Annotated in this window: 26 protein-coding genes and 2 riboswitches; of the genes, 10 read left to right on the plus strand and 16 right to left on the minus strand. The window is 71.0% G+C overall.

The genetic code is table 11. The features are described 5' to 3' along the window. Positions 1-9: 9 nt before the first annotated feature. Positions 10-1,125, minus strand: a complete 1,116-nt coding sequence (locus KIK09_RS00090; protein ID WP_214316529.1) for an oxidoreductase — start codon at positions 1,123-1,125, stop codon at positions 10-12. A 3-nt stretch (positions 1,126-1,128) separates the two neighbouring features. Next, a complete protein-coding gene (locus tag KIK09_RS00095) occupies positions 1,129-1,746 on the minus strand; it encodes a DUF1989 domain-containing protein (protein ID WP_250572459.1) in 618 nt (205 codons plus the stop codon). A 205-nt stretch (positions 1,747-1,951) separates the two neighbouring features. Here KIK09_RS00095 and KIK09_RS00100 point away from each other — a divergent pair, with 205 nt between their 5' ends. Continuing rightward, positions 1,952-2,305 carry a hypothetical protein gene (locus tag KIK09_RS00100; RefSeq protein ID WP_214316530.1) on the plus strand — a complete coding sequence of 118 codons (354 nt, stop codon included), beginning with the start codon at positions 1,952-1,954 and terminating at the stop codon, positions 2,303-2,305. 165 nt (positions 2,306-2,470) lie between these two features. Next, entirely contained in the window at positions 2,471-3,763 is a 1,293-nt protein-coding gene (locus tag KIK09_RS00105) for an RNA polymerase sigma factor (RefSeq protein ID WP_214316531.1), read from the plus strand. Positions 3,764-3,855: 92 nt separating this feature from the next. On the opposite strand, the gene KIK09_RS00110 is transcribed toward KIK09_RS00105, so the two are convergent. Then, complete coding sequence (locus tag KIK09_RS00110) at positions 3,856-4,254, minus strand: hypothetical protein (protein ID WP_214316532.1); 399 nt, start codon at positions 4,252-4,254, stop codon at positions 3,856-3,858. Between the two features lie 94 nt (positions 4,255-4,348). Here KIK09_RS00110 and KIK09_RS00115 point away from each other — a divergent pair, with 94 nt between their 5' ends. After that, positions 4,349-4,909 (plus strand): TetR family transcriptional regulator, encoded by a 561-nt coding sequence (locus KIK09_RS00115; RefSeq protein WP_214316533.1) that lies wholly within the window; start codon positions 4,349-4,351, stop codon positions 4,907-4,909. Positions 4,910-5,084: 175 nt separating this feature from the next. After that, positions 5,085-5,282, plus strand: coding sequence for a DUF5999 family protein (locus tag KIK09_RS57230; RefSeq protein WP_250572460.1), 198 nt, complete (start codon positions 5,085-5,087; stop codon positions 5,280-5,282). A 23-nt stretch (positions 5,283-5,305) separates the two neighbouring features. Here the strand turns inward: KIK09_RS57230 and KIK09_RS00120 are convergent, their stop codons facing one another. Beyond that, a complete protein-coding gene (locus KIK09_RS00120; RefSeq protein WP_214316534.1) occupies positions 5,306-5,899 on the minus strand; it encodes an alpha/beta hydrolase family protein in 594 nt (197 codons plus the stop codon). 82 nt (positions 5,900-5,981) lie between these two features. On the opposite strand from KIK09_RS00120, the gene KIK09_RS00125 reads away from it, so the two are divergent. The 4 genes from KIK09_RS00125 to KIK09_RS00140 are packed head-to-tail and all read left to right on the plus strand — an operon-like array spanning position 5,982 to position 8,283. Beyond that, positions 5,982-6,356, plus strand: a complete 375-nt coding sequence (locus tag KIK09_RS00125; protein ID WP_214316535.1) for a hypothetical protein — start codon at positions 5,982-5,984, stop codon at positions 6,354-6,356. 39 nt (positions 6,357-6,395) lie between these two features. Further along, complete coding sequence (locus KIK09_RS00130; RefSeq protein WP_214316536.1) at positions 6,396-7,352, plus strand: MDR family NADP-dependent oxidoreductase; 957 nt, start codon at positions 6,396-6,398, stop codon at positions 7,350-7,352. An 11-nt stretch (positions 7,353-7,363) separates the two neighbouring features. Next, complete coding sequence (locus KIK09_RS00135) at positions 7,364-7,735, plus strand: MerR family transcriptional regulator (protein ID WP_214316537.1); 372 nt, start codon at positions 7,364-7,366, stop codon at positions 7,733-7,735. A 20-nt stretch (positions 7,736-7,755) separates the two neighbouring features. Then, on the plus strand, positions 7,756-8,283 hold the full coding sequence (locus KIK09_RS00140; protein WP_214316538.1) for a hypothetical protein: 528 nt from the start codon (positions 7,756-7,758) through the stop codon (positions 8,281-8,283). On the opposite strand, the gene KIK09_RS00145 is transcribed toward KIK09_RS00140, so the two are convergent. After that, positions 8,255-8,872 carry a TetR/AcrR family transcriptional regulator gene (locus KIK09_RS00145; RefSeq protein WP_250572461.1) on the minus strand — a complete coding sequence of 206 codons (618 nt, stop codon included), beginning with the start codon at positions 8,870-8,872 and terminating at the stop codon, positions 8,255-8,257. The two genes, KIK09_RS00140 and KIK09_RS00145, sit on opposite strands and share 29 nt — an antisense overlap. A gap of 61 nt (positions 8,873-8,933) precedes the next feature. On the opposite strand from KIK09_RS00145, the gene KIK09_RS00150 reads away from it, so the two are divergent. Then, positions 8,934-9,389: a GDSL-type esterase/lipase family protein gene (locus KIK09_RS00150; RefSeq protein ID WP_308163857.1), complete on the plus strand. Its 456-nt coding sequence runs from the start codon at positions 8,934-8,936 to the stop codon at positions 9,387-9,389. Further along, positions 9,386-10,807 (plus strand): MFS transporter, encoded by a 1,422-nt coding sequence (locus KIK09_RS00155; protein ID WP_214316540.1) that lies wholly within the window; start codon positions 9,386-9,388, stop codon positions 10,805-10,807. The genes KIK09_RS00150 and KIK09_RS00155 overlap by 4 nt, the downstream gene beginning before the upstream one ends. 311 nt (positions 10,808-11,118) lie before the next feature. Here KIK09_RS00155 and KIK09_RS00160 read toward each other — a convergent pair whose 3' ends face one another. The 11 genes from KIK09_RS00160 to KIK09_RS00210 form a co-directional block, all read right to left on the minus strand. After that, complete coding sequence (locus KIK09_RS00160) at positions 11,119-11,910, minus strand: tetratricopeptide repeat protein (RefSeq protein WP_214316541.1); 792 nt, start codon at positions 11,908-11,910, stop codon at positions 11,119-11,121. A gap of 27 nt (positions 11,911-11,937) precedes the next feature. After that, on the minus strand, positions 11,938-12,537 hold the full coding sequence (locus KIK09_RS00165; RefSeq protein ID WP_214316542.1) for a hypothetical protein: 600 nt from the start codon (positions 12,535-12,537) through the stop codon (positions 11,938-11,940). Positions 12,538-12,588: 51 nt separating this feature from the next. Continuing rightward, the gene (gcvP, locus tag KIK09_RS00170; RefSeq protein ID WP_214316543.1) at positions 12,589-15,399 is read right to left on the minus strand and encodes an aminomethyl-transferring glycine dehydrogenase; all 2,811 of its coding nucleotides are present in this window, start codon (positions 15,397-15,399) and stop codon (positions 12,589-12,591) included. A gap of 34 nt (positions 15,400-15,433) precedes the next feature. Then, positions 15,434-15,534, minus strand: a riboswitch (glycine riboswitch). Next, positions 15,535-15,628: riboswitch (glycine riboswitch) on the minus strand. Between the two features lie 75 nt (positions 15,629-15,703). Continuing rightward, positions 15,704-16,324: a MerR family transcriptional regulator gene (locus KIK09_RS00175; protein ID WP_214316544.1), complete on the minus strand. Its 621-nt coding sequence runs from the start codon at positions 16,322-16,324 to the stop codon at positions 15,704-15,706. A 147-nt stretch (positions 16,325-16,471) separates the two neighbouring features. Then, positions 16,472-16,942: a bifunctional nuclease family protein gene (locus KIK09_RS00180; RefSeq protein ID WP_214316545.1), complete on the minus strand. Its 471-nt coding sequence runs from the start codon at positions 16,940-16,942 to the stop codon at positions 16,472-16,474. 78 nt (positions 16,943-17,020) lie between these two features. Then, positions 17,021-17,647: a transcriptional regulator FtsR gene (gene ftsR / locus KIK09_RS00185; RefSeq protein ID WP_250572462.1), complete on the minus strand. Its 627-nt coding sequence runs from the start codon at positions 17,645-17,647 to the stop codon at positions 17,021-17,023. Positions 17,648-17,670: 23 nt separating this feature from the next. Continuing rightward, a complete protein-coding gene (locus KIK09_RS00190) occupies positions 17,671-18,183 on the minus strand; it encodes a double zinc ribbon and FHA domain-containing protein (RefSeq protein ID WP_214316547.1) in 513 nt (170 codons plus the stop codon). Between the two features lie 828 nt (positions 18,184-19,011). Continuing rightward, complete coding sequence (locus tag KIK09_RS00195) at positions 19,012-21,513, minus strand: mannose-1-phosphate guanyltransferase (RefSeq protein ID WP_214316548.1); 2,502 nt, start codon at positions 21,511-21,513, stop codon at positions 19,012-19,014. Positions 21,514-21,517: 4 nt separating this feature from the next. Further along, positions 21,518-22,099: a cardiolipin synthase ClsA gene (gene clsA, locus KIK09_RS00200; RefSeq protein ID WP_308163858.1), complete on the minus strand. Its 582-nt coding sequence runs from the start codon at positions 22,097-22,099 to the stop codon at positions 21,518-21,520. A gap of 211 nt (positions 22,100-22,310) precedes the next feature. Then, positions 22,311-22,901: a phosphoribosylanthranilate isomerase gene (locus KIK09_RS00205; protein ID WP_214316550.1), complete on the minus strand. Its 591-nt coding sequence runs from the start codon at positions 22,899-22,901 to the stop codon at positions 22,311-22,313. A gap of 9 nt (positions 22,902-22,910) precedes the next feature. Further along, positions 22,911-23,318: a hypothetical protein gene (locus KIK09_RS00210; RefSeq protein ID WP_214316551.1), complete on the minus strand. Its 408-nt coding sequence runs from the start codon at positions 23,316-23,318 to the stop codon at positions 22,911-22,913. Positions 23,319-23,333 lie beyond the last annotated feature (15 nt).

Raw genomic sequence — 23,333 nt, forward strand, 5'->3', positions numbered from 1 at the left:
CCCTCCCCTTCAGACCGCCACCTGCCGCCACTGGCGGGCGTTGCTCAGCGTCGCCATGGGTTGCAGCATCATATGGTCGAAGGCCTCGAGCGGCAGTCCGCGGGTCAGGCGTCGGGGCAGGTCGGGGTTGGCCAGCGCGCCCCTGCCGATGGACACGACGTCGGCGTGGCCGTCGTCCAGCACCTGCGCGGCCTGGCCGAGGTCGTGCATGCCGCCGTTGGCGATCACCGGCAGCCCGGTCACCCTCCTGGCCAGGCCCGTGATCGTGACGTCGCCGTCCAGCCGCGCCGTCTCGATCCAGTCCCTGCCCTCGCTCGCGATGTGCAGGTACGTCGCGCCCGCGTCGGCCAGCGCGGAGAAGGTGATCTCCGCGTCGTGGACTCCTCCCGCCCAGCGGTGGGTGAAGTCGTTGACCTTCCCCTGGGACAGCCGGATCCCGACGCAGAACTCGGGCCCCACCTCGGCCCGGATGGCGGCCACCACGTCCGCGGCGAAGCGCACCCGGTTGGCGACCGGGCCGCCGTAGGAGTCGTCGCGCCGGTTGGTGTAGTCGGTGAGGAACTGGTCCACCAGGTAGCCGTTGGCGCCGTGCACCTCCACCCCGTCGAAGCCGGCCGCGCGCGCCCGCACCGCCGACGCCACGAACCCGCTTACCGCTTCGTCGATGTCGGCCTGGCTCATCGCCCTGGGCGTCGGCCACTTGCCGTGCCCGCCGTACTCGGGCATCATCTCGCCGCGCGGCGGCACGGCGGACGGGGCCAGCCTGTCGTCCCGGTAGCGGTTGCCCTGCGACAGCGCGCCCCCGTGCATGAGCTGCAGCACCATGGCCGACCCGGCGGCGTGGACGCGGCCGGTGATCTCCCGCCAGGCGGCCACGTGCGCGTCGGAGACGATTCCCGGCTGGTTGGTGTAGCCCTGGCTGTGGAGCGCGTCGGTGTAGGTGCCCTCGGTGATGACCAGGGCGAACTCTCCCCTGGCGTAGGCCTGGTAGTAGTCGGCCATCTCGGCGGTCGGCGTGCCGTCGGGCGCGGCCGAGACCCTGGTCATGGGCGAGACGGCGAACCGGTTGGCCAGCTCGAGCTTGCCGAGGCGCTCCGGCCGGAGCGCCGGGTGAATCGTGGACATGACTTACTCCCTGTCATCAAGTGCGGAAAGGACCTCGATCGCCAGCGGGGTGGGGCCGTCGCCGCTGATCCCCACGACGTCCTGCGGGCAGGCGGAGACCACGAACACGCAGTCCATGGCCGCCTCGAAGGTGATCGCGTCGCCTGGACGGCTGGCGGCGCTCAGCCAGCTCAGCCGCCCGTCGCCGGCCACCGGGATCCGCATGAACACGTTGACCGGCTGCGGCGTGACGGGCACGGCGAGGCCGAGCTCGTCCAGGCTGCCGCGCAGGTTGTCGGCGCAGGAACGGTGGAACCCCTCCACGCCCAGCGTCGTGTAGCGCTGCGGGTCGCACGCGGCGATCAGCATGTCGTGCCCGCCCGGAGAGGTGTCGGAGACGAGAGTGAGGATCGGCCTGCGCCGGTCGGTGACGAAGTGCTCGCCGACCGCCGGGAAGAGGCGGCTGGTCCAGGCACGGGTGTGCGAGGCGCTGAGGTGCTCGGTCACGTCGCCGGCGGCGAAGGCGAACACGTCGCCGACCTGGGCCCCCTCGACGTCGACGACGCGCACGCGCTGCCCCGCCTCCACCCGTACGGCCCGCCCCTCACCGGCGGGCACGATGACTCTCGCTACGGATTCCATGGCAGGCAGCAAACCATCGGGCACCCGACCGTCGCCATAGAGCTTCATCCAGAGAATCAATCGATGGGTGGATGAACATCCATCACGGCCCGGAAGTGCGAGAAGGCGAACCAATGCAGCAGCAGGAGCCATAACGCCAGCGTCTGGGCAGGAACCTGATGTCACCCGGATGCGTCATATTGGGGACAGCAAGGAGGGAGCCTTCATGAACCAGACCCGCAAGATGTGGGCATCCGCGGCGGTGATCGGCGTCGTCGTCGTCGGCGGCACCACGGTCGCGGCGGCCGCCACGGCGGGCAGGCTCGAGAAGGGACAGGAGACCAGAGCCGTGGTGGACGACCGCCAGCCGCAGCAGGTCCCGCCGGCGCTGCCCGAGACCGTGGCGCCCAGGACCGAGGCGCCGCAGACCGACCCGCCCACGATCGCCAAGCAGGACGACGACAAGGTCGTCTCGCACGAGGTGAACCAGGACCCGCAGAAGGTCATCCAGTACTGGACCGACAAGCGGATGGAGAACGCCCAGCCCATGCCGATGCCCGAGGTGCGTCAGGGCAACTAGGTACCGCAGGGGCGCCTCGCCGCTTTGGGCGATCCGCCCCTTTTTCATGTCCGCGGGAACAAATGGCCGCGATTGACGTTATTGATACTGGTGCGCTGAGCGGCCGCAGCCGCCCCACCACAACCTGCCTTGATTGCTTCGACTCCGTTTGGAGGAGGTGTCCTCATGCCCCGAACCGCCGTGGCCACTCCACCGGCGACCCTCGATCAACTGCTCGCCCGAGGGCGATCGCAGGGTCACCTTTCCCTGGCGGAGCTCCGTGACGCGTTCGCCGAGGCCGGGATCAGCCCGGCCGACGGCCGATCCATTCTGCGTGAGCTGACCGAGGCCGGCGTGAGCCTGGCCGCGGAGAACGAGCCCGCCCTGGGCAAGAAGGCCCCGGCCCAGCGCAAGAAGGCGGCCACCGCCACGAAGACTACCGCCAAGCGAGCGGCGAAGCCAAAGAAGGAGCCGGAGCCCGAGGTCAAGGCCGAGGACGAGGAGCCGGAGGCGCTCGTGCTCGAGGACGCGGAAGACCTCGAGGACGAGCCGCTCGACCTGGACGACAACCAGTCGGTCATGGGCGACTCCGTCCACACCTACCTGAAGTCGATCGGGCGCCGCACGCTGCTGACCGCCGCCCAGGAGGTCGACCTGGCCCGCAGGATCGAGGCCGGCCTGTACGCCGAGTACAAGCTGGAGACCGAGACCGACCCTGCCGTGCGCGAGGGCCTGGAGCTGGTGGTCCAGGACGGCAAGGAAGCCAAGGACCACATGCTGGAGGCCAACCTCCGGCTGGTGGTGTCGGTGGCCAAGAAGTACACCGACCGCGGCATGTCGCTGCTCGACGTGGTCCAGGAAGGCAACCTGGGCCTGATCAGGGCGGTCGAGAAGTTCGACTACACCAAGGGTTTCAAGTTCTCCACCTACGCGATGTGGTGGATCAGGCAGGCCATCCAGCGCGGCTTCGCCGACTCGGCCCGCACGATCCGGCTTCCCGTGCACGTGCTGGAGATGCTGTCCAAGCTGTCGCGGATCGAGCGTGACATGCACCAGCGGCTGGGCCGCGAGCCCACGCCGGAGGAGCTGGCGCACGAGCTGGACAAGACGCCGGACCAGATCGAGGAGCTGCTGCGCACCAGCCGCCAGCCGATCTCGCTGAACGCCACGATCGGCGAGGACGGCGAGACCACGATCGGCGACCTCATCGAGGACGTCGACTCGCCGGAGGCCTCGGAGATCGTCGACCGCCAGCTGCTGGGCGACCAGCTGCGCGGCGTGCTCGAGAACCTCTCGCCGCGGGAGTCGAAGATCATGGCGCTGCGCTTCGGCCTGGTGGACGGCAAGCCGCACACGCTCGACGAGATCGGCAAGCACCTCGGCCTGACCCGCGAGCGCATCAGGCAGCTGGAGAAGGAGTCGCTGTCGAAGCTGCGCCACCCCAGCAACACCCGCCCGCTGCTGGACTGGGCGAGCTAGACCGCAGGACCGGCATCCCGCGAGGGAGGCGGTGTGCCGGTCGGACAAAAAGTACGGCGAGCCGGTTTCGAACCGGCTCGCCGTACTGCTGTCTATCGGGCCGCGGGCACCGGGCGCGGGACGCGCGGGATCCCCCACATGCGGTTCTCCTCGCGCAGCGTGCGCAGGTTGTCGACCTCCTTGGTCCAGGCCGCGCCCTCAGGCGTCGCCTTGGCCTTGCGGCGGGCGATGCGGTCGTCGTAGGCCTTCACGCCGAACGTGGCCCGCTGACCGGACTCGGCCGCGCGCAGCGCCTCGGTGAGGGCCTTGTCGAAGACCAGCCCCGCGGCCCGCAGCTCCAGCTCGTCGGCGTCGCCCGCGCGCAGCTCGCTCAGCACCTGCTCGGCCTCGCGAGCCTTGTCGAGCAGCGCGGGGAAGCCCTTGGAGATCTCCAGGTCCGCGTGGTAGCGGACCTCGGCCTCGCGGCTCACCCGCGGACGGAAAAACGCCATCGACACTCTGCCTTTCACTCGTCGCCAGGGCTAAGCGTACGACACGCGCGGGATGGCACCGTCCCCAGGCCCTTTACATAGTAGATTCGCAATCATGCCAGCCAAGCGACCCCCCGTGCCCCTGTCCAGGGAACGCATCATCGAGGCCGCGCTGCACATCGCCGACAGCCAGGGCCTGCGCCGCCTGACCATGCGCAGGCTCGGCGACGCGCTGCAGGTGGAGGCGATGGCCATCTACCACCACCTGCCCCGCGGCAAGGAGGCGCTGATGGACGCGCTGGCCGAGCACGTCACCGCGGTCCACGCCGAGCAGGCGGCCACCTGGCAGGACACGGCCAAGGCCTGGGCGCGCGCCGCCCGCGAGCGGCTCAGGGACCATCCGGGCGTGCTGGCGCTGGCGCTGACCAAACCGCCGAAGGGCGGCACGGCCATCGCGATCGGCGAGCAGACCGAGCAGCTGGCCGACGGCGGCCTGGACGGCGCGGCGGAAGCCGTGCGGGCGCTGCGCGCCTTCGTCTTCGGCAGCGTCGCGGTCGAGGTGCAGCAGTCGGGCTGGGCCGATCCGGAGGTGGACACGTGGACCAGACGCGACGCGCGCGCGGATACGGACTTCGAGCGGGGCCTGGAAGCTTTGCTCAAGGGCTTGCAAACCTAGTGGGCGTGTCGAGCTTGGACCGTTATCCTGCATAAGGCACTCTGTGTCGTGAGTCACACGCCTCAGGCATCCTCCTCTAACAGTCCTAATGGGCTATGTCGGAACGTGTGACATACGTCGCACACTTGCTGAAACGACAACCCGAGCGCACTTACTAGATATCGGAGGCACGCCGATGTGCCCGCACGACCCGGTCTGTCCGTCTGCGGAGGCCCCTGACCGCGAGGCTGCACGTACCCTCGCCAGCCACCCTGAGCAGGGGTGGAGCCTTCTCTGCAACGGCGTCGTCCTCTTCGAGGACACCGGGGAGCTCCTTCCCAGCGGCACGGTGATCGCACCGCACCGCCCCGACCCCCTGGTCGGCGCGGCCTGAGCAGGCCGGAATCGGGGGCTTCCTCACGGCGCGTAGTGGAAGATCCACTCCGCCACCACCTCGCCCACCCGGGCGGGATCCTTTTTCAGGTCATGGCCTTCCCCTGGCATGATCACGAGCCGCGCCGCGTCCGCGGGATCAGGCACGCCGAACGGGTCACGATCCCCGTTCACCACCAGCACGTCCACGCCGGCGCCGCGCAGCTCGTCGGCCCTGGACCGTTCCGGCTTGCCCGGCGGGTGCAGCGGAAACGCCAGCGCGACCACGGCCTCGGCACCGACCCGCTCGGCCGTACGGCAGGCCACCCGAGCCCCGTTGCTCCGCCCGCCCTGCACCAGAGGCAGGTCCGGCCAGCGCGAACGCAGCTCTGACAGCACGGCCGCCCACGCCTCGTCCTGCCGGTCGGGTGAGCCGGGCGCGCGGGCCCCGGCGATCCTGAACGCCTGCATGACCCTGGCCACCACGGCCCCGCCCTCGAGCGCCGCGTCGCGCACGGCGAGCAGGTCAGGCGCGTCGACCCCGCCGGCCGAGCCGTGGGTCAGCACGAGCAGCAGGCGGGCCCGCTCCGGCTCGTCCACCTCGACCACGGCGGGACCCCGCGGCGTCATGACCTCCATGGCAGCACCGTACCTGGGGAGGAGTCACGCATAGACCTCAGGTCGGATGACGGCGTGCGGATTCGCCGCGACCATTAACCTCATGGCAGACATGCGCCCCCTACGGGAGGATCTTCAGGCGACGCTCGACGCCCGCCGCGATCTGGGGCCCGAGTACGAAGCCGCGCTCGTCGAGTCGTTCGTCGAGCGCCTGGACGCCACGATCGCCGCGCGGGTGCACAGCGAGCTGCACGGCCAGGCCCCCAGCCCCTACGCCCCCTACTCCTCTCCCCCGCCTCCCCCGAGGGCCAGGACCGGCTCTGGCCACATGGTGCTGCTGGCGCTGGGTTCGATGGCCCTGGGCGTGCCGCTGGTCGGGATCGCCGCGGTGAACGCCGGTTTCATCGGCATGCTGGTGACGCTGGTGGCGATCGTGCTCATCAACGTGGCGGGCGCGTCGGCGATCCGGCACCGGTGACTTGACTCTGACGCACACGTCAACCCCGACGATCGGGACATGCGTGAGATCCGCCTGGCCGAGCAGGCCCTTGAACCCCCTGCCATGAAGCACTTCCGCCTGGAGAGCCTCCCCACGCCCAGCCCGGGTCCCGGGCAGGTGCTGGTGCGCAACTCCTGGATGATCGTCACCGCGGCCATGCGGACGCTGATGGGCGCCACCCACGTCCCGCTGCCGATGTACCGCCCCGGCCAGGCCCTGCACGGGCCCGCGCTCGGCCAGGTGGTCGAGTCCGCTTTCGAGGCCCTGCCTCCCGGTTCCTGGGTGCGCCACGACCACGGCTGGCGCGACCACGTGGTGGCCGAGCCCGAAGGGCTGCGCCGCGTCGAGCCCGTCACGGGCCCCGAGCAGGCGGTGGCCGAGCTCGGCCAGTCGCTGACGGCCTACGCCGGCCTGCGCACCGCTCCGGTCCGGCAGGGCGACACGGTCCTGGTCACCGGCGCGGGCGGCGCCATCGGCGGGGTCGCCGTCCAGCTGGCCCGCCTGCTCGGCGCGTCCCGAGTGATCGGCACATCCGGTACGGCGGGCAAGGTCACCGGCGCCGACGCCGTGGTCACCCGCGACGACCTGGCCGCGCTGCGGGAGGCCGCGCCGGACGGGCTCGACGTGGTGTTCGACACCGTGGGCGGCCGGCAGCTGGCCGCGGCCGCCGAGCTGGCCAGGCCCGGGGCCAGGATCGCGCTGTGCGGGGCGCTGGACCACCAGCTCGGCGGCGAACCGGCCGCCGTGGGGATCGACGTCATGGCGATGATCTCCCGGCGGGTCATGCTGCGCGGCTTCACCGCCTCCGACCATCAGGACCTGGCCGCCGAGTGGCCGCGGGTCAGGGACGCGTGGCTGGCCGACGGCTCGCTCCGCCTGCCGTACACCCTGGTCGAGGGGCTGGAGAACGCGCCGGGCGCGCTGCTCGACCTGATCGCGGGACGGCACGCGGGCACCGTGGTCGTGCGCGTGTGAACATGGGAGGCATGCGGATCTCCGAGGCGGCCCGCGCGGCGGGCACCACCCCGCGGGCCCTGCGCTGGTACGAGCAGCACGGGCTGCTGTTCCCGCCGCGGTCAGGCGACGGCGGCTACCGCGACTACGACGAGCGGGCGCTGCGCCGCGTCAGGCACATCCAGGAGCTGCTGTCGCTGGGCTTCACGCTGACGGACGTGAGCGACTTCGCCGACCTGCTCGACCAGGAGGTGCCCGGCTCGTTCGCCGATCCGGTCAGCCCTGTCTGCGTGCGGGCCGTCGACCGGGCGCGCGAACGGCTCAAGGTGCTCGACGAGCGCATCGCGGCGGCCACGGAACTGCGCGAACGGCTGGCGGCCAGGCTGGGAGTCGATCCCTTGTAGGATCGCGGATCATGCAACGCATGACTGGTTTGTTGATCGGCGCCGTTTTCGGGGCGATTTTCGTTTTTGTCAATGCTCATGCCCCGCTGGGCGCCACTGCCGGGATTGCGCTTCGGGTGCTGGCCGGGATCGCGCTGGCCGCCGTGATCGGCCTGTGGTTCCGGGCGGCCAGGCCAGGGGCCGCCGCGCCGCCTTCCGACGACGTCCCCTCCGCGCCGTTCTTCGGGGTCGGCTACCGGTGGGTGGTGGCCGGTGAGGTCGTGCTGCTGTTCGGCGGCATGTGGCTGATGCGGGCGATCGGGGTGCCCGAGCAGGTGAACGTGGCGTGGATCGCGTTCGTGGTCGGCGTCCACTTCGTGGCGCTCGCCCCGGTCTGGCGCCAGCGCAGCATCCTGGTCCCCGGCGTCACCCTCACCGTCCTCGGGGTGGCGGGCTTCATCATGGCCGCCGCCTCGGCTCTCACCTGGATCCCCTTCGTCAGCGGCGTCGTCTCCGGCGTCGTCCTGCTCGCCGGCTCGCTCACGTTCGCCTGGCAGGCGCGGGCCTGAGGAAGCCCGCCACCACCCTGCGCACCTTGTCCGGCGCCTCGTCGTCGCCGAGGCGCAGAGCGGTGTTGGCGGCGCGCAGCACCGCGTCGATCTGGAACGCGGCCAGCTCGGCGTCCAGGTCGGCGATCTCTTCCAGCTCCGCGGCGTGGCGCAGTTCGGCGGCGATGCGGGCCGTCCAGTCATGCTGGTGGCGCAGCAGCGCGTCGCGGACCTGCCCCGGCCTGCTGTCGAACTCGGCCAGGTTGGCCACCCAGAAGCACCCGCCGGGAAACAGCGGCGTCTCCACGTAGGCGATCCAGCGCTCCACCAGCGCGCGCAGCCGCGCGGCGCCGCGGGGGGCCTCGAGCGCCGGACGGATGACCGCCCCGGAGAACGCCTCCCCCGCCGACTCCACCGCGGCCAGTTGCAGGTTCTCCTTCGTCACGAACAGTGTCTGCACGCCGCTCTTGCTCAGCCCCAGGTCGGTGGCCAGGCGGCCGAGGCTCAGCCCGGTCAGCCCCTCCAGCGAGGCCACGTCGACGGCGTGGCGGGCGATGGCCTGCCTGCTCTGCGCCCCTCTGAGGAGACGGCGGTCCACTGGTTGTCGCACGCGATCCATCCTGCCACATTCTCTGTTGCATTAAACATACGACCGGTCGTATGTTCTCGGCGTGACTGATTTCCTTGCAGAGCGATCTGATCCTTTCTGCCTGCCTCCTGAGGCCGCAGCCCGGCTGCTGGCGGGCGCGCCCTGGCGCCGCTTCGCCTCGATGGGCGACAGCCTCGCGGCCGGCGTTGGCGACCCGAGCCCCGGTTACGCGCCCCAGGGGTGGACCGATCGGCTGGCCGACGTCCTGCGCCGCGTGCATCCCGGCCTGGCCTACCTCAACGCCGCCCGCACCGGCGCCACCGTCGAGGACACGCTGGCCGGGCAGCTCGACCGGGTCCGCGCCTTCGGGCCCGACCTGCTGCACGTCTCGTGCGGCGCCATCGTGGCCGACATGTGGGACCACCCGGTCAACTCGCGGGCGGACCTGCTGAGCGCCGACGGCGTGCACTTCTCCTGCGCCGGCCAGGCCGTGCTGGCGGCGGAGCTGGTCAAGGCCCTCGCCCAGGTGCCGGCATGACGGGGCGGCGGGCGGTGGCGGTCGTGCTGGCCGGCACGTTCATGGCGGTGCTCGACTCGTTCATCGTGCTGGTGGCGGCCCCGGCGATCCGGGCCGACCTCGGCGCGTCCGGCGGCGAGCTGCAGTGGGTCCTGGCCGGCTACCAGCTCACCTACGCGGTGTTCCTCACCACCGGAGGCCGCCTGGGCGACCTGCACGGGCGCAGGCGCGTCTTCCAGCTGGGCATGGGGCTGTTCACGCTGGCCTCGATCGCGTGCGCGCTGTCCGGCTCGGCGCTCGCGCTCGTGGTGTCCCGGCTGGCGCAGGGGCTGGGTGCGGCGCTGATGGTGCCGCAGGTCGTGGCCGTGATCACGGTGCTGGTTCCCGAACGGGAACGCCACCGGGCCTTCGGCGTGCTCGGCCTGGTGATGGGGCTGGCCACCATCGGCGGGCAGCTGGTCGGCGGCCTGCTCATCGGGGCGGACCTGTTCGGCTCCGGCTGGCGGCCCGTGTTCTGGATCAACGTTCCGATCGGGCTGGTTACCCTGCTGCTCGCCGCCCGGTACGTGCCGGAGTCGCGGGCGGCGCGTGCCCGCCGGATCGACGTCGCCGGGGTGGCCCTGCTGTCGGCCGCGCTGTTCCTGCTCGTCTACCCGCTCATCCAAGGTCAGGACGCGGGATGGCCCTGGTGGGCGTGGGCCTGCCTCGGCGCGAGCGTGCCGGCGTTCTGCGCGTTCGCGGCCGTCGAGCGGGCGCTCGCGCGCCGGGGCGGCGATCCGCTGCTGCGCCTCGGGCTGTTCGCCACGCGCTCGTTCTCGGTGGGGCTCGTCCTGGTGCTCGCGGTCTACGCGGTGATCACCTCGTACTACCTGGTGCTGTCCATCTCGCTGCAGGAGGGGCTGGGCATGTCGGCGCTCGGCGCGGGCCTGGTCTACACGCCTGCCGCGGTGATGTTCTTCTCCTTCAGCCTGCCGGCCGGCCGCCTGGTGCCCAGGTACGGCAGGCGGGTGCTGGCGGTCGGTGCCGTGGTGCTCGCGGCCGGATACGCCTCGACCGCGGCGGTCCTGCTGGCCGGCCTGCCGTTCACGCCCGGGGTGGTCATCCCGACGCTCATGCTGCAGAGCGTCGGGGGCGGCCTGCTCATCACGCCGTCGCTCAACGCCGTCCTCGCCCGCGTCAACCCTGACGACGCCGGGACCGCCTCGGGCGTCCTGTCCACCGCCCAGCAGGTGGGTGGCGCCCTCGGCGTCGCCATCATCGGCGTCGTCTTCTTCAACGCCTACGACCCCGCCACCGGCAACGCCACCACGGCGGCCCACGGCCTGGCGATGGCCTCCCTGTTCACCCTCACCACCGCCCTCATCGCCACCGCCCTGGTCCACGCCCTCCCCACCACCCCCAGACCCCGCCCAGCCACCAAGCAGCAGTCGCGGGTCTAGCCAACGCACGGCGGGCCAGAAGAACCACGACACCCGGCGGCACCCACGCGCCGGGGTCGGCGAGGAGATGTGCGGCGGTCGTCCGGCGCGAGGTACGGCGGGCCAGGGAGACCGTGGCGCCTGCCTGCCGAAGCGTCGTGACGGCGGGCAAGGGGCACCGACTCGCCGGAAGCGCCGGGCGCGGGCCCTCAGCCGCAGTACGGCGGGCGGCCGGTGGCGGTGGCCTCGCCGTACAGAAGAACTGCCGTACAGGAGAACGGCCGTAGCGAAAGAGCTCGCCGTAAGGGGCAACTCGCCGCGTCAGGGGACGGTCAGCGCGCGTGGCGGAGGCGGACCTCGTCGGCGACGGAGGGGTCCGGGTGGTTGAGGCCGTAGGACCAGACGTGGTCGGCGTCGTCCGCGCGGCCGCGCAGGGGAAGGGTGCGGGCGAGCAGTTCGATCGCCAGCGCCGTCGTGCCGGGATCGCCACCCTCCTCGACCGCGGTGGCGAGTTCGGCGCAGGCCAGCTCCAGGTGCGCGATGCCGAGCTGGACCCGCAGGCGCGGCGCCTCCGGGCCGGGTGCCGTCTCCAGCGCCGTGAGCAGCACGTCGGCGGCCGCGGCGGGGTCGCCCTGGTCGAGCAGCAGCTCGGCCAGGTGCTGGGCGGCGCGGGCGGCAAGCTCCGGGTCGTCGCCGGCGATGACCTCGGCGAGCTCGCGTTCCGCCTCGTCGGCGTCGTCTGCCTGCATGGCGAGCCTGGCCAGGGCGAGATGGGCCAGCGGCAGGTAGGCGGCGGTGCCGACGCCGAGCACGGCCTGCCAGGCGGCCCTGGCCTGATCGGCGCGGCCTTCGCGTTCGAAGCCGCGCGCCAGGTGGCAGGCGGCCTGGGCGGCGTATTCGGGGTGGCCGGTGGCCAGCGCGGTGCGCGCGGCGGCCCTGGCGCCCTCCAGGTCTCCCCGCTCCTCGAGCACGACGGCCAGACCCACCGCGGCCTGTGCCCTGTCGGGCCCGTCGGGGTCGGCGGCCAGCTCGGTCAGTATGGCCGCCGCACCCTCGAGGTCGCCCTGCTCGGCCAGGTGGCGGGCGGTGTCGAGGGGCGGAGACTCCAGCTCTGAGGACGTCATCGGCCCGACTCTAACGACTTCCCGCGATCATGTCTGCCGACTTGGCCGTGAAGGACTGGGCGGTTTGTCGCGGGTCCACAACCGGCGCACCGTCCTGATCATCACGAGGCCGAACGCGGCCTGGAACGTCGCCTGGCTGAGCACCAAATGCCCCGAGTCGGACAGCACGTACACGCCGGACACGACACCGCTGAGGAACTGCAGCGACACCAGCACGACCGCGAAGAGTTCGCCCGTGTCCCACACGACCAGCCGGATGGCCAGGATCAGCTGGAACAGGAACAGCCCCGCGCCGAAGGAGCGGTGCACCCAGTGCACCCCCTCCCCCAGCGTGTAGGGGGTGAGCAGGACGCCGACCAGCAGCAGCGCGAAGGAATCCCCGGCGAGGCGGACGAACCCGGGGGCGGGCAGCACGGGCGCCGCCGCCCGCAGCCCCCGCCGGGTGAACAGACCGGCGCCCACCAGGCCGATCGCGTAGGGCACGATCGTGCGCCAGTGGACGCCGAAGTCACTCATCCCGCAGTTGCCGGTCACGCACGTGGGCATGGCGACCATGCACACCAGCAGTCCGCCTAACAGGCAGACCTGACCCTTGATCAGGTCGCCCACCACGTCGTCGCGCGCCAACCCGGGAGACCTCCCTGCAGAGTCAGCCCGTCGTCACAACCACGGTACTGGTCAGTCTTCGTAGGCCTCCAGGGGAGGACATGCGCAGACCAGGTTGCGGTCGCCGTAGGCCTGGTCGATGCGGCGGACCGGAACCCAGTACTTGCCATCGCGCAGCGACGCCACCGGGTAGGCGGCCTCGGTGCGGGTGTAGGGGTGGGTCCACTCGTCCGCGGTGACCGCATCGGCCGTGTGCGGGGCGTTGCGCAGCGGGTTGTCCGTCCGGTCGTAGTCGCCCGACCCGACCTTGGTGATCTCGCCCCTGATGGCGATCATCGCGTCGGCGAACCGGTCGAGCTCGTCCAGGTCCTCGCTCTCGGTCGGCTCGATCATCAGCGTGCCCGCCACAGGGAAGGACATCGTGGGCGCGTGGAAGCCGTAGTCGATGAGGCGCTTGGCCACGTCGTCCACGGTGACGCCGGTCTCCTTGGTGATCTGGCGCAGGTCGATGATGCACTCGTGGGCGACGAGCCCGCCGCGGCCGGTGTAGAGGACCGGGTAGTGCGGGGCGAGCTTGCGGGCCAGGTAGTTGGCCGACAGGATCGCCTGCTCGGTGGCGGCGGTCAGCCCGTCGCCGCCCATCATCCTGACGTAGGCCCACGAGATCGGCAGGATCCCCGCGGACCCGTACGGCGCGGCCGAGACGGGACCGGTGCCCCGCCCGGGCAGGAACTGGGCCAGGTGACCGCGGACCGCGACAGGCCCGACGCCGGGCCCGCCGCCGCCGTGCGGGATGCAGAAGGTCTTGTGCAGGTTCAGGTGGGAGACGTCGGCGCCGAACTCACCCGGCTTGGCCAGGCCGACCAGCGCGTTGAGGTTGGCGCCGTCGACGTAGACCTGGCCGCCGGCCTCGTGCACCTTGGCGCAGATCTCGGTGATGGCCTCCTCGTAGACGCCGTGCGTCGACGGGTAGGTCACCATGATCGCGGCGAGCGTGTCGCGGTGCTTGGAGATCTTGGCGTCCAGGTCGGCGAGGTCCACGTTGCCCTCGTCGTCGCAGGCCACGACCACGACCCGGAGGCCGGCCATGACGGCGCTGGCGGCGTTGGTGCCGTGCGCGCTGGACGGGATGAGGCAGATGTCGCGCTCGGCCTGGCCGTTGGCCTGGTGGAAGGCGCGGATGGCCAGCAGCCCGGCGAACTCGCCCTGCGAGCCGGCGTTGGGCTGGATGGAGACCTCGTCGTAGCCGGTGACCTCGGCCAGCCAGCCCTCCAGCGTCCTGATCAGCTCGCGGTAGCCCGCGGTCTGCTCCTCAGGCGCGAACGGGTGGATCGCGGCGAACTCCGGCCAGGTGATGGGCTCCATCTCCGTGGTGGCGTTCAGCTTCATCGTGCAGGAGCCGAGCGGGATCATCGACCGGTCGAGCGCGATGTCCTTGTCCTGGAGCTTGCGCAGGTAGCGCAGCATCGCGGTCTCGGAGTGGTGGGTGTGGAAGACCGGGTGGGTCAGGAAGTCCGACTCGCGGGCCAGCGTGGCGGGCAGCGCGTCCTGCCCGGCCAGGTCGGTCAGGGCGACGGCCACGCCGAAGGCGGCGGCGACCTGCTCCAGGTGGGCGAGCTCGGTCTTCTCGTCGCAGGAGACCGACACGTGGTCGGCGTCGACCTGCCACAGGTTGACGCCGCGCTCGGCGGCCCTGGCCACGACCTCGGCGGCCCTGCCGGGCACGCGGGCCAGCACGGTGTCGAAGAACTCGCCGTGCACGACCTCGACGTTGCCCGCGCGCAGCGCCGCGGCCAGCGTCACGGCCATCCGGTGAGTACGGCGGGCGATGCGGCGCAGCCCGTCGGGCCCGTGGTAGACGGCGTACATGCCGGCGATGTTGGCCAGCAGGACCTGGGCGGTGCAGATGTTGCTGGTGGCCTTCTCGCGGCGGATGTGCTGCTCGCGGGTCTGCAGGGCCAGCCGGTAGGCGGGCGAGCCGTCGGCGTCGACGGAGACGCCGACCAGGCGGCCGGGCAGCTGGCGCTGCAGGCCCTCGCGTACCGACATGTAGGCGGCGTGCGGCCCGCCGAAGCCGAACGGCACGCCGAAGCGCTGGGAGGAGCCGATCGCGATGTCGGCGCCCAGTTCGCCGGGCGCGGCGAGCACGGTCAGCGCGAGCAGGTCGGCGGCGGCCACGACCAGCGCGCCGGCGGCGTGCGCCCGCTCGGCGATGCCGCGGAAGTCCCTGACCCGGCCGGAGGCGCCCGGGTACTGCACGAGCACGGCGAAGCACTCGGGCAGCTCGCCCTCCAGGTCGGAGTAGACCAGCTCGATGCCCAGCGGCTCGGCGCGGGTGGCCAGCACGGCCTTGGTCTGCGGCAGGGCGTCGGCGTCCACGACGAAGACGTCGCTCTTGGACTTGCCGGCCCGGTGCGCCAGCGTCATCGCCTCGGCGGCAGCCGTAGCCTCGTCGAGCAGGGAGGCGCCGGCGACGTCCAGGCCCGTGAGGTCGGAGACGACGGTCTGGAAGTTGAGCAGCGCCTCCAGGCGGCCCTGCGAGATCTCCGGCTGGTAGGGCGTGTAGGCGGTGTACCAGCCCGGGTTCTCCAGCAGGTTGCGGCGGATGACCGCGGGGGTGATCGTGTCGAAGTAGCCAAGGCCGATCATGGAGGTCATGACCTTGTTGCGGCTCGCCAGGGCGCGCAGCTCGGTGATCGCCTCGGTCTCGCTGGCGGCCGCGGGCAACCTGAGCCGGTCCTTGGCTCTGATGGCCTCGGGCACGGCCACCGCCACCAGGTCCGCGACGGTCTCGAAGCCGACGGCCTCGAGCATGCGCTGCTGCTCGTCGGCGTTGGGGCCGATGTGCCTTGTGGCGAACGGCGGGGCTGACAGATCGGTCATGATGACTCCCGAGTGGAGACCGGCGCGCGGACGGTTCTCCCCCTCTGTCATCGGGACCTGAGAGCTTCACCCACGTAAAGGGCTTGCACCGTCGGTGTGACACGTCTGGCGGACGCGCCCGCTTTCCAGAGTTGCCTCGCCCGAGCGGTACGGGATGCCTGAGAGATTCCGGGGAGGGTTGCTCCTTCGGCGCCCCGGACGCGGCCGGGGACTCTCCCGCACGGGGTCGTCAGCCGTTATGTTCCTAGATTACTACGATGGACCGCCTTCACCGGCCCATCGCAGGTCGTGGCGTTTTGTACCTCTAGCCTATGCGCCGCGCGCGACGGCGGCGAGCGAGTTCGTCAGCGGGGTGGTCGGCCGGGACGTCGTCCTCGACCGCCGCCCGTTCCCCCGGCAGCTCCGCGAGGGATCCCTCGACCTCGCGCCAGACCCTGCCGAGCGCGATGCCGAACACGCCCTGGCCGCCCTGGAGCAGGTCGATCACCTCGTCGGCCGAGGTGCACTCGTAGACGCTGACGCCGTCGCTCATGAGCGTGATCTGCGCGAGGTCGGCCACGCCGCGATCGCGCAGATGCTGGACGGCGGTGCGGATCTGCTGGAGCGAGACTCCTGTGTCGAGCAGGCGCTTGACCACCTTGAGCACCAGGATGTCCCTGAAGCTGTACAGGCGTTGCGAGCCGGAGCCCTGGGCGGCTCTTATCGTGGGCTCGACCAGGCCCGTGCGCGCCCAGTAGTCCAGCTGCCTGTAGGTGATGCCGGCCGCCGCGCAGGCCGTCGGGCCGCGGTATCCGATGTCATCGGGCAGTGACGCGGGCTGCTCGTCGAAGAGCAGGCCCTGCTCCCCGGCACGCTGCCGCGCACTCTCACGCCGCACCGGATCTTCCTGGCCGGCCGTCTTTCCCTCGCCGCTGCTGACCGCCACGCGGACCTCCGGCTTTCTCTCATCCCGCGGCCTGATCTGGGGGTTCGTAACGCGCGACCACGGGTTTCACTTGCACCGTAGGACCGTGACCATGCTCAGTCAACGATCCCGCCCGGCGCGTCGTGAAGCGTAAATGCAATGAAATACCTACCCCGCCCTGCCAAAGTCTTCTGGAGTGATCGTGTCAAGGAACTCCTTGAACTTCTCCACCTCTTCCTCCTGGTCGTCAGGGATGACCACTCCGGCCTCCTGGACGACCTCCTCGCTGGCGAAGATGCGCGCACCGGTGCGCAGTGCGAGCGCGATGGAGTCCGACGGCCTGGCACTGACCTCGACCCCGTTGGAGAAGACCAGGTCGGCGAAGAAGATGCCGTCGCGTAGGGCGACGATGTTGACAGCGCGCAGGCCGACGCCGAGCGCGCTGAGGACGTCTCTGAACAAGTCATGCGTCAGGGGCCTCGGAGGTGGCTCCTCGGCCTGAGCGAGCGCGATCGCGGTCGCCTCGGTCATGCCGATCCAGATGGGCAGGAACCGCTCCCCGTGTGCCTCCTTAAGCAGAACGATTGGCTGATTTGTGGGCATTTCTACGCGAACACCCACGACCTCCATCTGCAACACGGGCTGCTCCGTATTCGACTGGCCATGTGACCCGGCTCTTCTGCATTTCAACGTAACACCGCGCGGGGCCCTCACGCCTCATCGGCCCAGAACGCTCCTGACGCCCGTCCGCACCAGCGCGGCGTGCAGGTCGAGCAGCAGGCTCGACAGCTCCCTGGCCACCTCGTCGGCCTCGCCGATGGCGCCGGGGGCGCGACGTTTCAGAATCGGGGCCACGGTCTGCTCGACCAGGCCTGTCTCGCGCTCGGCGGCGGCCTTGACAGCGCGCAGATGGCGCGGGTGCAGGCCGAAGTGGGCCAGGGCGCCGACGCTGCGGGCGATCTTGAGCGCCTCCTCGTCGTAGCGGCGGGCCCTGTCCGAGAGCAGGCCGTAGTCCTCCAGCTCGGTGAGCGTCTCCTCCTCGATGCCGGCCGCCTCGAGCAGCTCCTCGCGGCTGAGGCGGATCTCCTTGGCCTGCTGTACGGCGTGCGGACGGCCGAAGGACTCGGCCATCTTGTCCTTGATCACCCGCAGCGGCAGGTAGTGGTCACGCTGCTCGGTCAGGATGAAGCGCAACTGCTCGACGTGCAGGTGGGTGAACTTGCGGTAGCCGGACGGGCTGCGCTCGGGCTCGATGAGCCCCTCACCCTCGAGAAAGCGGATCTTGGAGATGGTGACGTCGGGGAACTCGCCTTGGAGCAGGGCGAGCACCTCCCCGATGCTCATGTGCGAGCGCGCCGCCTGAGCACTCATGCCTGGGCGTGGCTCCGCTGCAGGAACAGGAGGCGGAACTTGCCGATCTGCACCTCGTCGCCGGAGTGCAGCCCAACCTCCTCGATGCGCTCCCTGTTGACGTAGGTGCCGTTGAGGCTGCCCACGTCGCGCACGGAGAACACGCCGCCGGGGTGACGGTAGAACTCCACGTGGCGCCGGGAGACGGTGATGTCGTCCAGGAAGATGTCGCTCTCCGGGTGGCGCCCGGTGGTCGTCAGGTCCTTGTCGAGCCGGAACCTGCTGCCCTGGTTGGGGCCCCTGGTCACGGTCAGCAACGCCGCGCCTGGCGGCAGCTGCTCGACCAGCGCACGCTCCGCCAGGAGCATGTCCCCTGTCTCAGCCTCGTATGCCTCGATTCCCGCGACGGAGATCGTCGACGTCGTGTCCCCCGCGACCTCGGGCCTGGTCAGCGGTGAACCACACCGGGAACAGAAACGGGCATCCTCGGGGTTGGCGTGCCCGCACTGCGTGCAGTAGACGCTCGGCATCGATCGGCTCGGCCTCCTACCGCGAAGACGCGGCAACGGTGCTCGGGGCGCGCCTCGCTTCGCTCTTCAAGTTTGCGAATGCCGCAACTTACGCTGATCAGCGAGAAAGGTCAAGGCGGGGCACCGCGCGACTGGTTTGGACGGTGACAAAGTTACCGCCGCTCCAGTCCCGGGTCCATCCGCACCGCTCTCTCTCCGCATTGATCTTATTCACGTTCCAGCCGTCTTTCATCCCCTCATCCGCCACAGTCTCCCGGCCGCGCCGACTACTCACCGTCACACTTCCCCCCTGCGCCCCTCCTGGCGCTCGCCCACCCCCAACCCAAGACCCACCCCTCCCAAGCGCCCCCAGCACCCCTACAGCCTCCCCTGCGCCCTTCTCACGTCCACGCCAGGCCTTGCGACGTACGGCGAGCCGCCCCACCGCCAGTCGCCGCACTTCGGCTGAGATCTGTCCAGGGAGACGCCACGCCAGCAGGACGTGGCGGGCCACCGTAACGCCTCCAGTGATCGTGGCACCCAGGCCTCCGGTCCCCCGCCGTACCGGGCGCCGCCTTCCACCGTCCCCCTCCCCACCGACCCGGCGCCTGAAAGGCCGCACCGCGGGCACCAAGACGCCCTTCCTCTCCCGGGCCCCGCCCCCGTCCGGCGCCTCGTACGGCGGGCAAGGGAACCGTGGTGCCTGGGTCACGAAGGGCCGTGGCGGCGGGCAACCGTCATCGACTCGCCGGAAGCGCCGGTCGCGGGCCCTCGGCCGCAGTACGGCGGGCGGCCGTGGGCGGCGGCCCGCCGTACAACATCATGGCCAGATCGTGGCCAGAACAGGAGTCAACGGCCGGTCGCTCTTTCGACGATGCGCGCCCAGCGTTCGAGGAGGGATTGGGCGGAGTCGACGTCCTGGGCCTCGGCCCACAGGGCGGTGACGGGGTCGCTGGCGGCGGGCAGGATGAGGACCCAGCTGCCGTCCTGGGCGGCGACGCGGACGCCGTCGGTGGTGTCGACGCGGTGGCCCTCGGCTTCCGCGGCCTCGATGACCGAGCGCATGACCGCGCCCTTGGCCGCCCACGGGGTGGGGACGGTGCGTTTGAGCAGTTTGGCCTCGGGGATGCGGGCGTCGATCTGGCTGAGCGACAGCCGGGTGCGCGCCACCAGGCCGAGCAGCCGCATGAAGGCCGCGAGCCCGTCGATGCCGGCGCTGAACTCGGGCACGATGAAGCCGCCCGCGCCGTCGCCCGCGAAGACCATGTCGTCGCCCTCGGCGGCGGAAGTGAGGGCGTCCAGTGCCGTGGAGGTCCATTCGACCTGCACGCCGTGGAAGCGGCAGACCTGCTCGGCGACCCGCGTGGTGGTGACGGGCAGCGCGACGCGGCCGCGGCGGCGTTCGGCGGCGACCAGGTCGAGGACGACGAGCAGGGCGCGTTCCTCGCCGATGAGCTGGCCCATCTCGTCCACCAGCGCGATGCGTTCGCCGACGGGGTCGAAGCGGACTCCGAAGGCGGCCCGCGAGGAGCTGACGAGCTCCGACAGGCGCTGCAGGTCGCGGCGGCGCTCGGCGAGGGTCTCGGTGGGCGAGATGTCGTCCAGGCGGGCGTTGACGGTGAGCACCTCGATGCCGACGCGGCCGAGCAGGGTGGGCAGCACCAGCGAGGAGGTGCCGCCCGCGCAGTCGACGACGACCTTCATGTCCCGCACGCCCGTCATGTCGATGCGGCGCAGCAGTTCGTGGGCGTAGTCCTCGACGACGCGGGAGGGGTAGGTGAGCTCGGCGATCTCGCCGGGGAAGGCGCGGCGGAACTCCTGGCGGGAGAAGACCCGCTCGAGCTTGCGCTGCGCGGTGGGCGGCAGGTCGGCGCCGCGGGCGTCCATGACGATGATGTCGACGCTCTGCGGGTCGCCGGCGGTGGTGCGCAGCGCGATGCCGCCGGAGGACGACTCGCGGGAGGTGTGGAAGCGGGCCACGGGCAGCGGCGCGGCCTCCAGGTCGAGCACGTTGATGGCGCTGGCGGTCAGCGCGCTGATCACGGCCCGCTTGAGCGCCCGCGCGGCCAGCGAGGAGTCGCGGGAGGTGACGACGCTCTCGCCCTTCTTCAGCGTGGTGGCGTAGGCGCTGGCCAGCCGTACACACAGTTCGGGGGTGATCTCCACGTTGACCAGGCCGCTGACGCCGCGCGGGCCGAACAGGCTGCGCTGGCCGCGCGACTCCCAGATGACGCTGGTGTTGACGACAGCGCCGGCCTCGACGGTCTTGAACGGGTAGACGCGCACGCCGCTGGAGACGTAGGCCTCGGCCTCGATGACGCACTCGTCGCCGATGATCGCGTCCTCCTCGATGCGGGCGCCGGTCATCACGTCGGTGCTCTTGCCGATCACGCAGCCGCGCAGGTTCGTGCCGGGCCCGAGGTAGACGTTGTCGTGGATGACGGCTCGGTGCAGGAAGGCGCCCTCGCGTACGACGGCGTTGTTGCCGAGCACGGTGTACTCGCGCAGCTCGGCGCCCGCCTCGACCTTGGCGTAGTCGCCGATGAGCAGCGGGCCCTTGAGCACGGCGTCGGGGTCGACGGTGGCCGACTCGGCGACCCAGATGCCCGGGGAGCGTTCGAAGCCGCCGATGTCCACGCGGACGCGTCCGGACAGGGCGTCGGCCTGGGCCTTGAGGTAGCTCTCGTGGGTGCCGACGTCCTCCCAGTAGCCGTCGGCGACGTAGCCGTAGAGCGGGGCGCCGCGGGCCAGCAGTCTGGGGAAGACGTCGTGGGCCCAGTCGACGACCTCGCCGGCGGCCACCTCGTCCAGGATCTCGGGTTCCATGACGTAGATGCCGGTGTTCACCGTGTCGGAGAAGACCTGGCCCCAGGTCGGCTTCTCCAGGAAACGCTGCACCCGGCCGAGCTCGTCGACGATGACGATCCCGAACTCCAGCGGGTTCGACACCCGCTTCAGCCCGACGGTGACCAGCGCCGAGTTCTCCCGGTGGAAGCGGATCATCGCCGATAAGTCGACATCGGTCAGGGCGTCGCCGGAGATGACCAGGAACCGGTCGTCCCTGAGGCGGTCGGCGGCGTTCTTGACGCTGCCGGCGGTGCCGAGCGGCAGGTCCTCGGTGGCGTACTGCAGGCTCATGCCCAGCTCGTCGCCGTCGCCGAAGTAGTTGCGCACCAGCGCGGCCAGGAACTGCACGGTGACCACGGTCTCGGTGATGCCGTGCCGTTTGAGCAGCCGCAGCACGTGTTCCATGATCGGACGGTTGACCACGGGAAGCAGGGGCTTGGGCTGGTTGGCGGTCATCGGGCGCAGCCGAGTCCCCTCCCCGCCCGCCATGACGACCGCCTTCACCCGATCACTCCTTCTTGGCGTCCGCTACGAGCTGCCGCACCTGTACGACATACAACAACCCTGCCCACCAGTACAGGCCAGTCCCCCACAGCGCGAAAGCCCAGCCCGCAACCCTGGAGATATCGGCATACCACCCCGTATGGGATGCAAGGAAGAGGAGCGGAAAGGCATACATAAGGCAGAACATGGCTGCCTTGCCCAGGAAATGCACCTGGAGTGCCTTGTAGCCGTGTTTGCGGAGTACGGGGGCGAAACTCACGACGAAGAGTTCGCGACCCAGGATCACCGCGACCAGCCACCACGGGATGACGTCCCGCAGCAGCAGCCCGACGATCGTGGAGAACACGTAGAGCTTGTCGGCGGCCGGGTCGATCAGCCGGCCCAGGCGGCTGGTCTGGTTGAACGCCCGCGCGATCTTGCCGTCCAGCCAGTCGGTGAACCCGGCGACCGCCAGCAGCGCGATCGCCCACCCGTCAGCCTTCGGCCCCAGAATCAGCCAGAGGAAGACAGGGACACCGAGGAGGCGCAGGAAGCTCAGCAGGTTCGGAACCGTCCAGATCCGGTCCTCGGCGGAAGTTTCGCTCACGCAGCAGACCCTACTGCGTGGATCGCGCCCGACTTTCTCCCACCCAACAGGAATTTCTCCAGCCCAGAGCTCCCTCTTCTCCGGGGGAACCGTGACGGCGGGAAGCGTCATCGACTCGCCGCACGCGCCGCGCACGGGTCCTCAGCCGAAGTACGGCGGGCGGCCGGTGGGGGTGGCTCGCCGTACAGGACAAGATCCGCCGAGGGCAGTGTCAGGAGCGGGCGGCGGTGAGGAAGGCCTGGATCAGGGGGGTGCTCTTGATGCCGGGGGAGGTTTCGACGCCGCTGGAGACGTCGACCCCCCAGGGGGCGGCGGCCGCGATGGCGGTGCGGACGTTGGCAGGGGTGAGGCCGCCCGCCAGGAGCCAGTGGCCGGTGGGGCGGCCGTGGATGGCCGCCCAGTCCCACGCCTGGCCGGAGCCCGCGTGGGGCGCGTCGACCAGCAGCAGGTCCTCGTCGAAGGCGCCGCAGCGCAGGTCGGCCGAGGAGTCGACGGCCCTGATGAGCGTCCTGGACAGGTCCTTGAGCGCGGTGAAGTGGGAGTGCGGGTGCTTGGGCCCGTGCAGCTGGATGGCGCGCACGCCGGAGGCGAGCACCGCCTCGCGCACCGCCTCGGGCTCCTCACCGCGGAAGACGCCCACGGTGAGCACGTGGCCGGGCACCAGGGCGGCGAGCTCGGCCGCCCGCGCAGGCGTGATCTGGCGGGGGCTGCGGGTCATGACCAGCCCGATGGCGTCGGCGCCCGCCTCGACGGCCGCCTCGACGTGCTCGGGCTCGCTGAGCCCGCAGATCTTCACGAACACCCTCACAGGCTAGCGGCGCCGAGCGGCTCCGGGCGACCAGGACCAGATGACCATGGCGCCGATCAGGCCGAACAGCAGCACGCCGTTGGGCAGGTGGGCGCCGAGCCAGAGCCAGGTGACGTGCTGCAGCCCGCCCACGATGAACAGGGCGACGCTGGCCAGGGCGGGCCATCCGGCGCCGCGTCCCGGCCGCCAGACCAGGATGGCCAGGACGATCTGGATGAGGGCGACCAGGTGGACGACCAGCCCGGCCATGACGTGGGCATCGGCGAGCGCCCCGTTGGTGGCCACGGCCTGGCCCGCGAAGGAGGCGGCGACCAGCAGCGCGGCGGCCTGGGCGATGATGACCAGGCGCAGGCTGTAGAGCAGGCCGGGCGTGACGCGCCTGACCGCCGGCGGGGCGAGGGTTTCCTGCATCGGTGTGATCCTTTC

It is taken from the genome of Nonomuraea sediminis (genome assembly GCF_018531495.1).
GTDB classification, from domain to species: Bacteria; Actinomycetota; Actinomycetes; order Streptosporangiales; family Streptosporangiaceae; genus Nonomuraea; species Nonomuraea sediminis.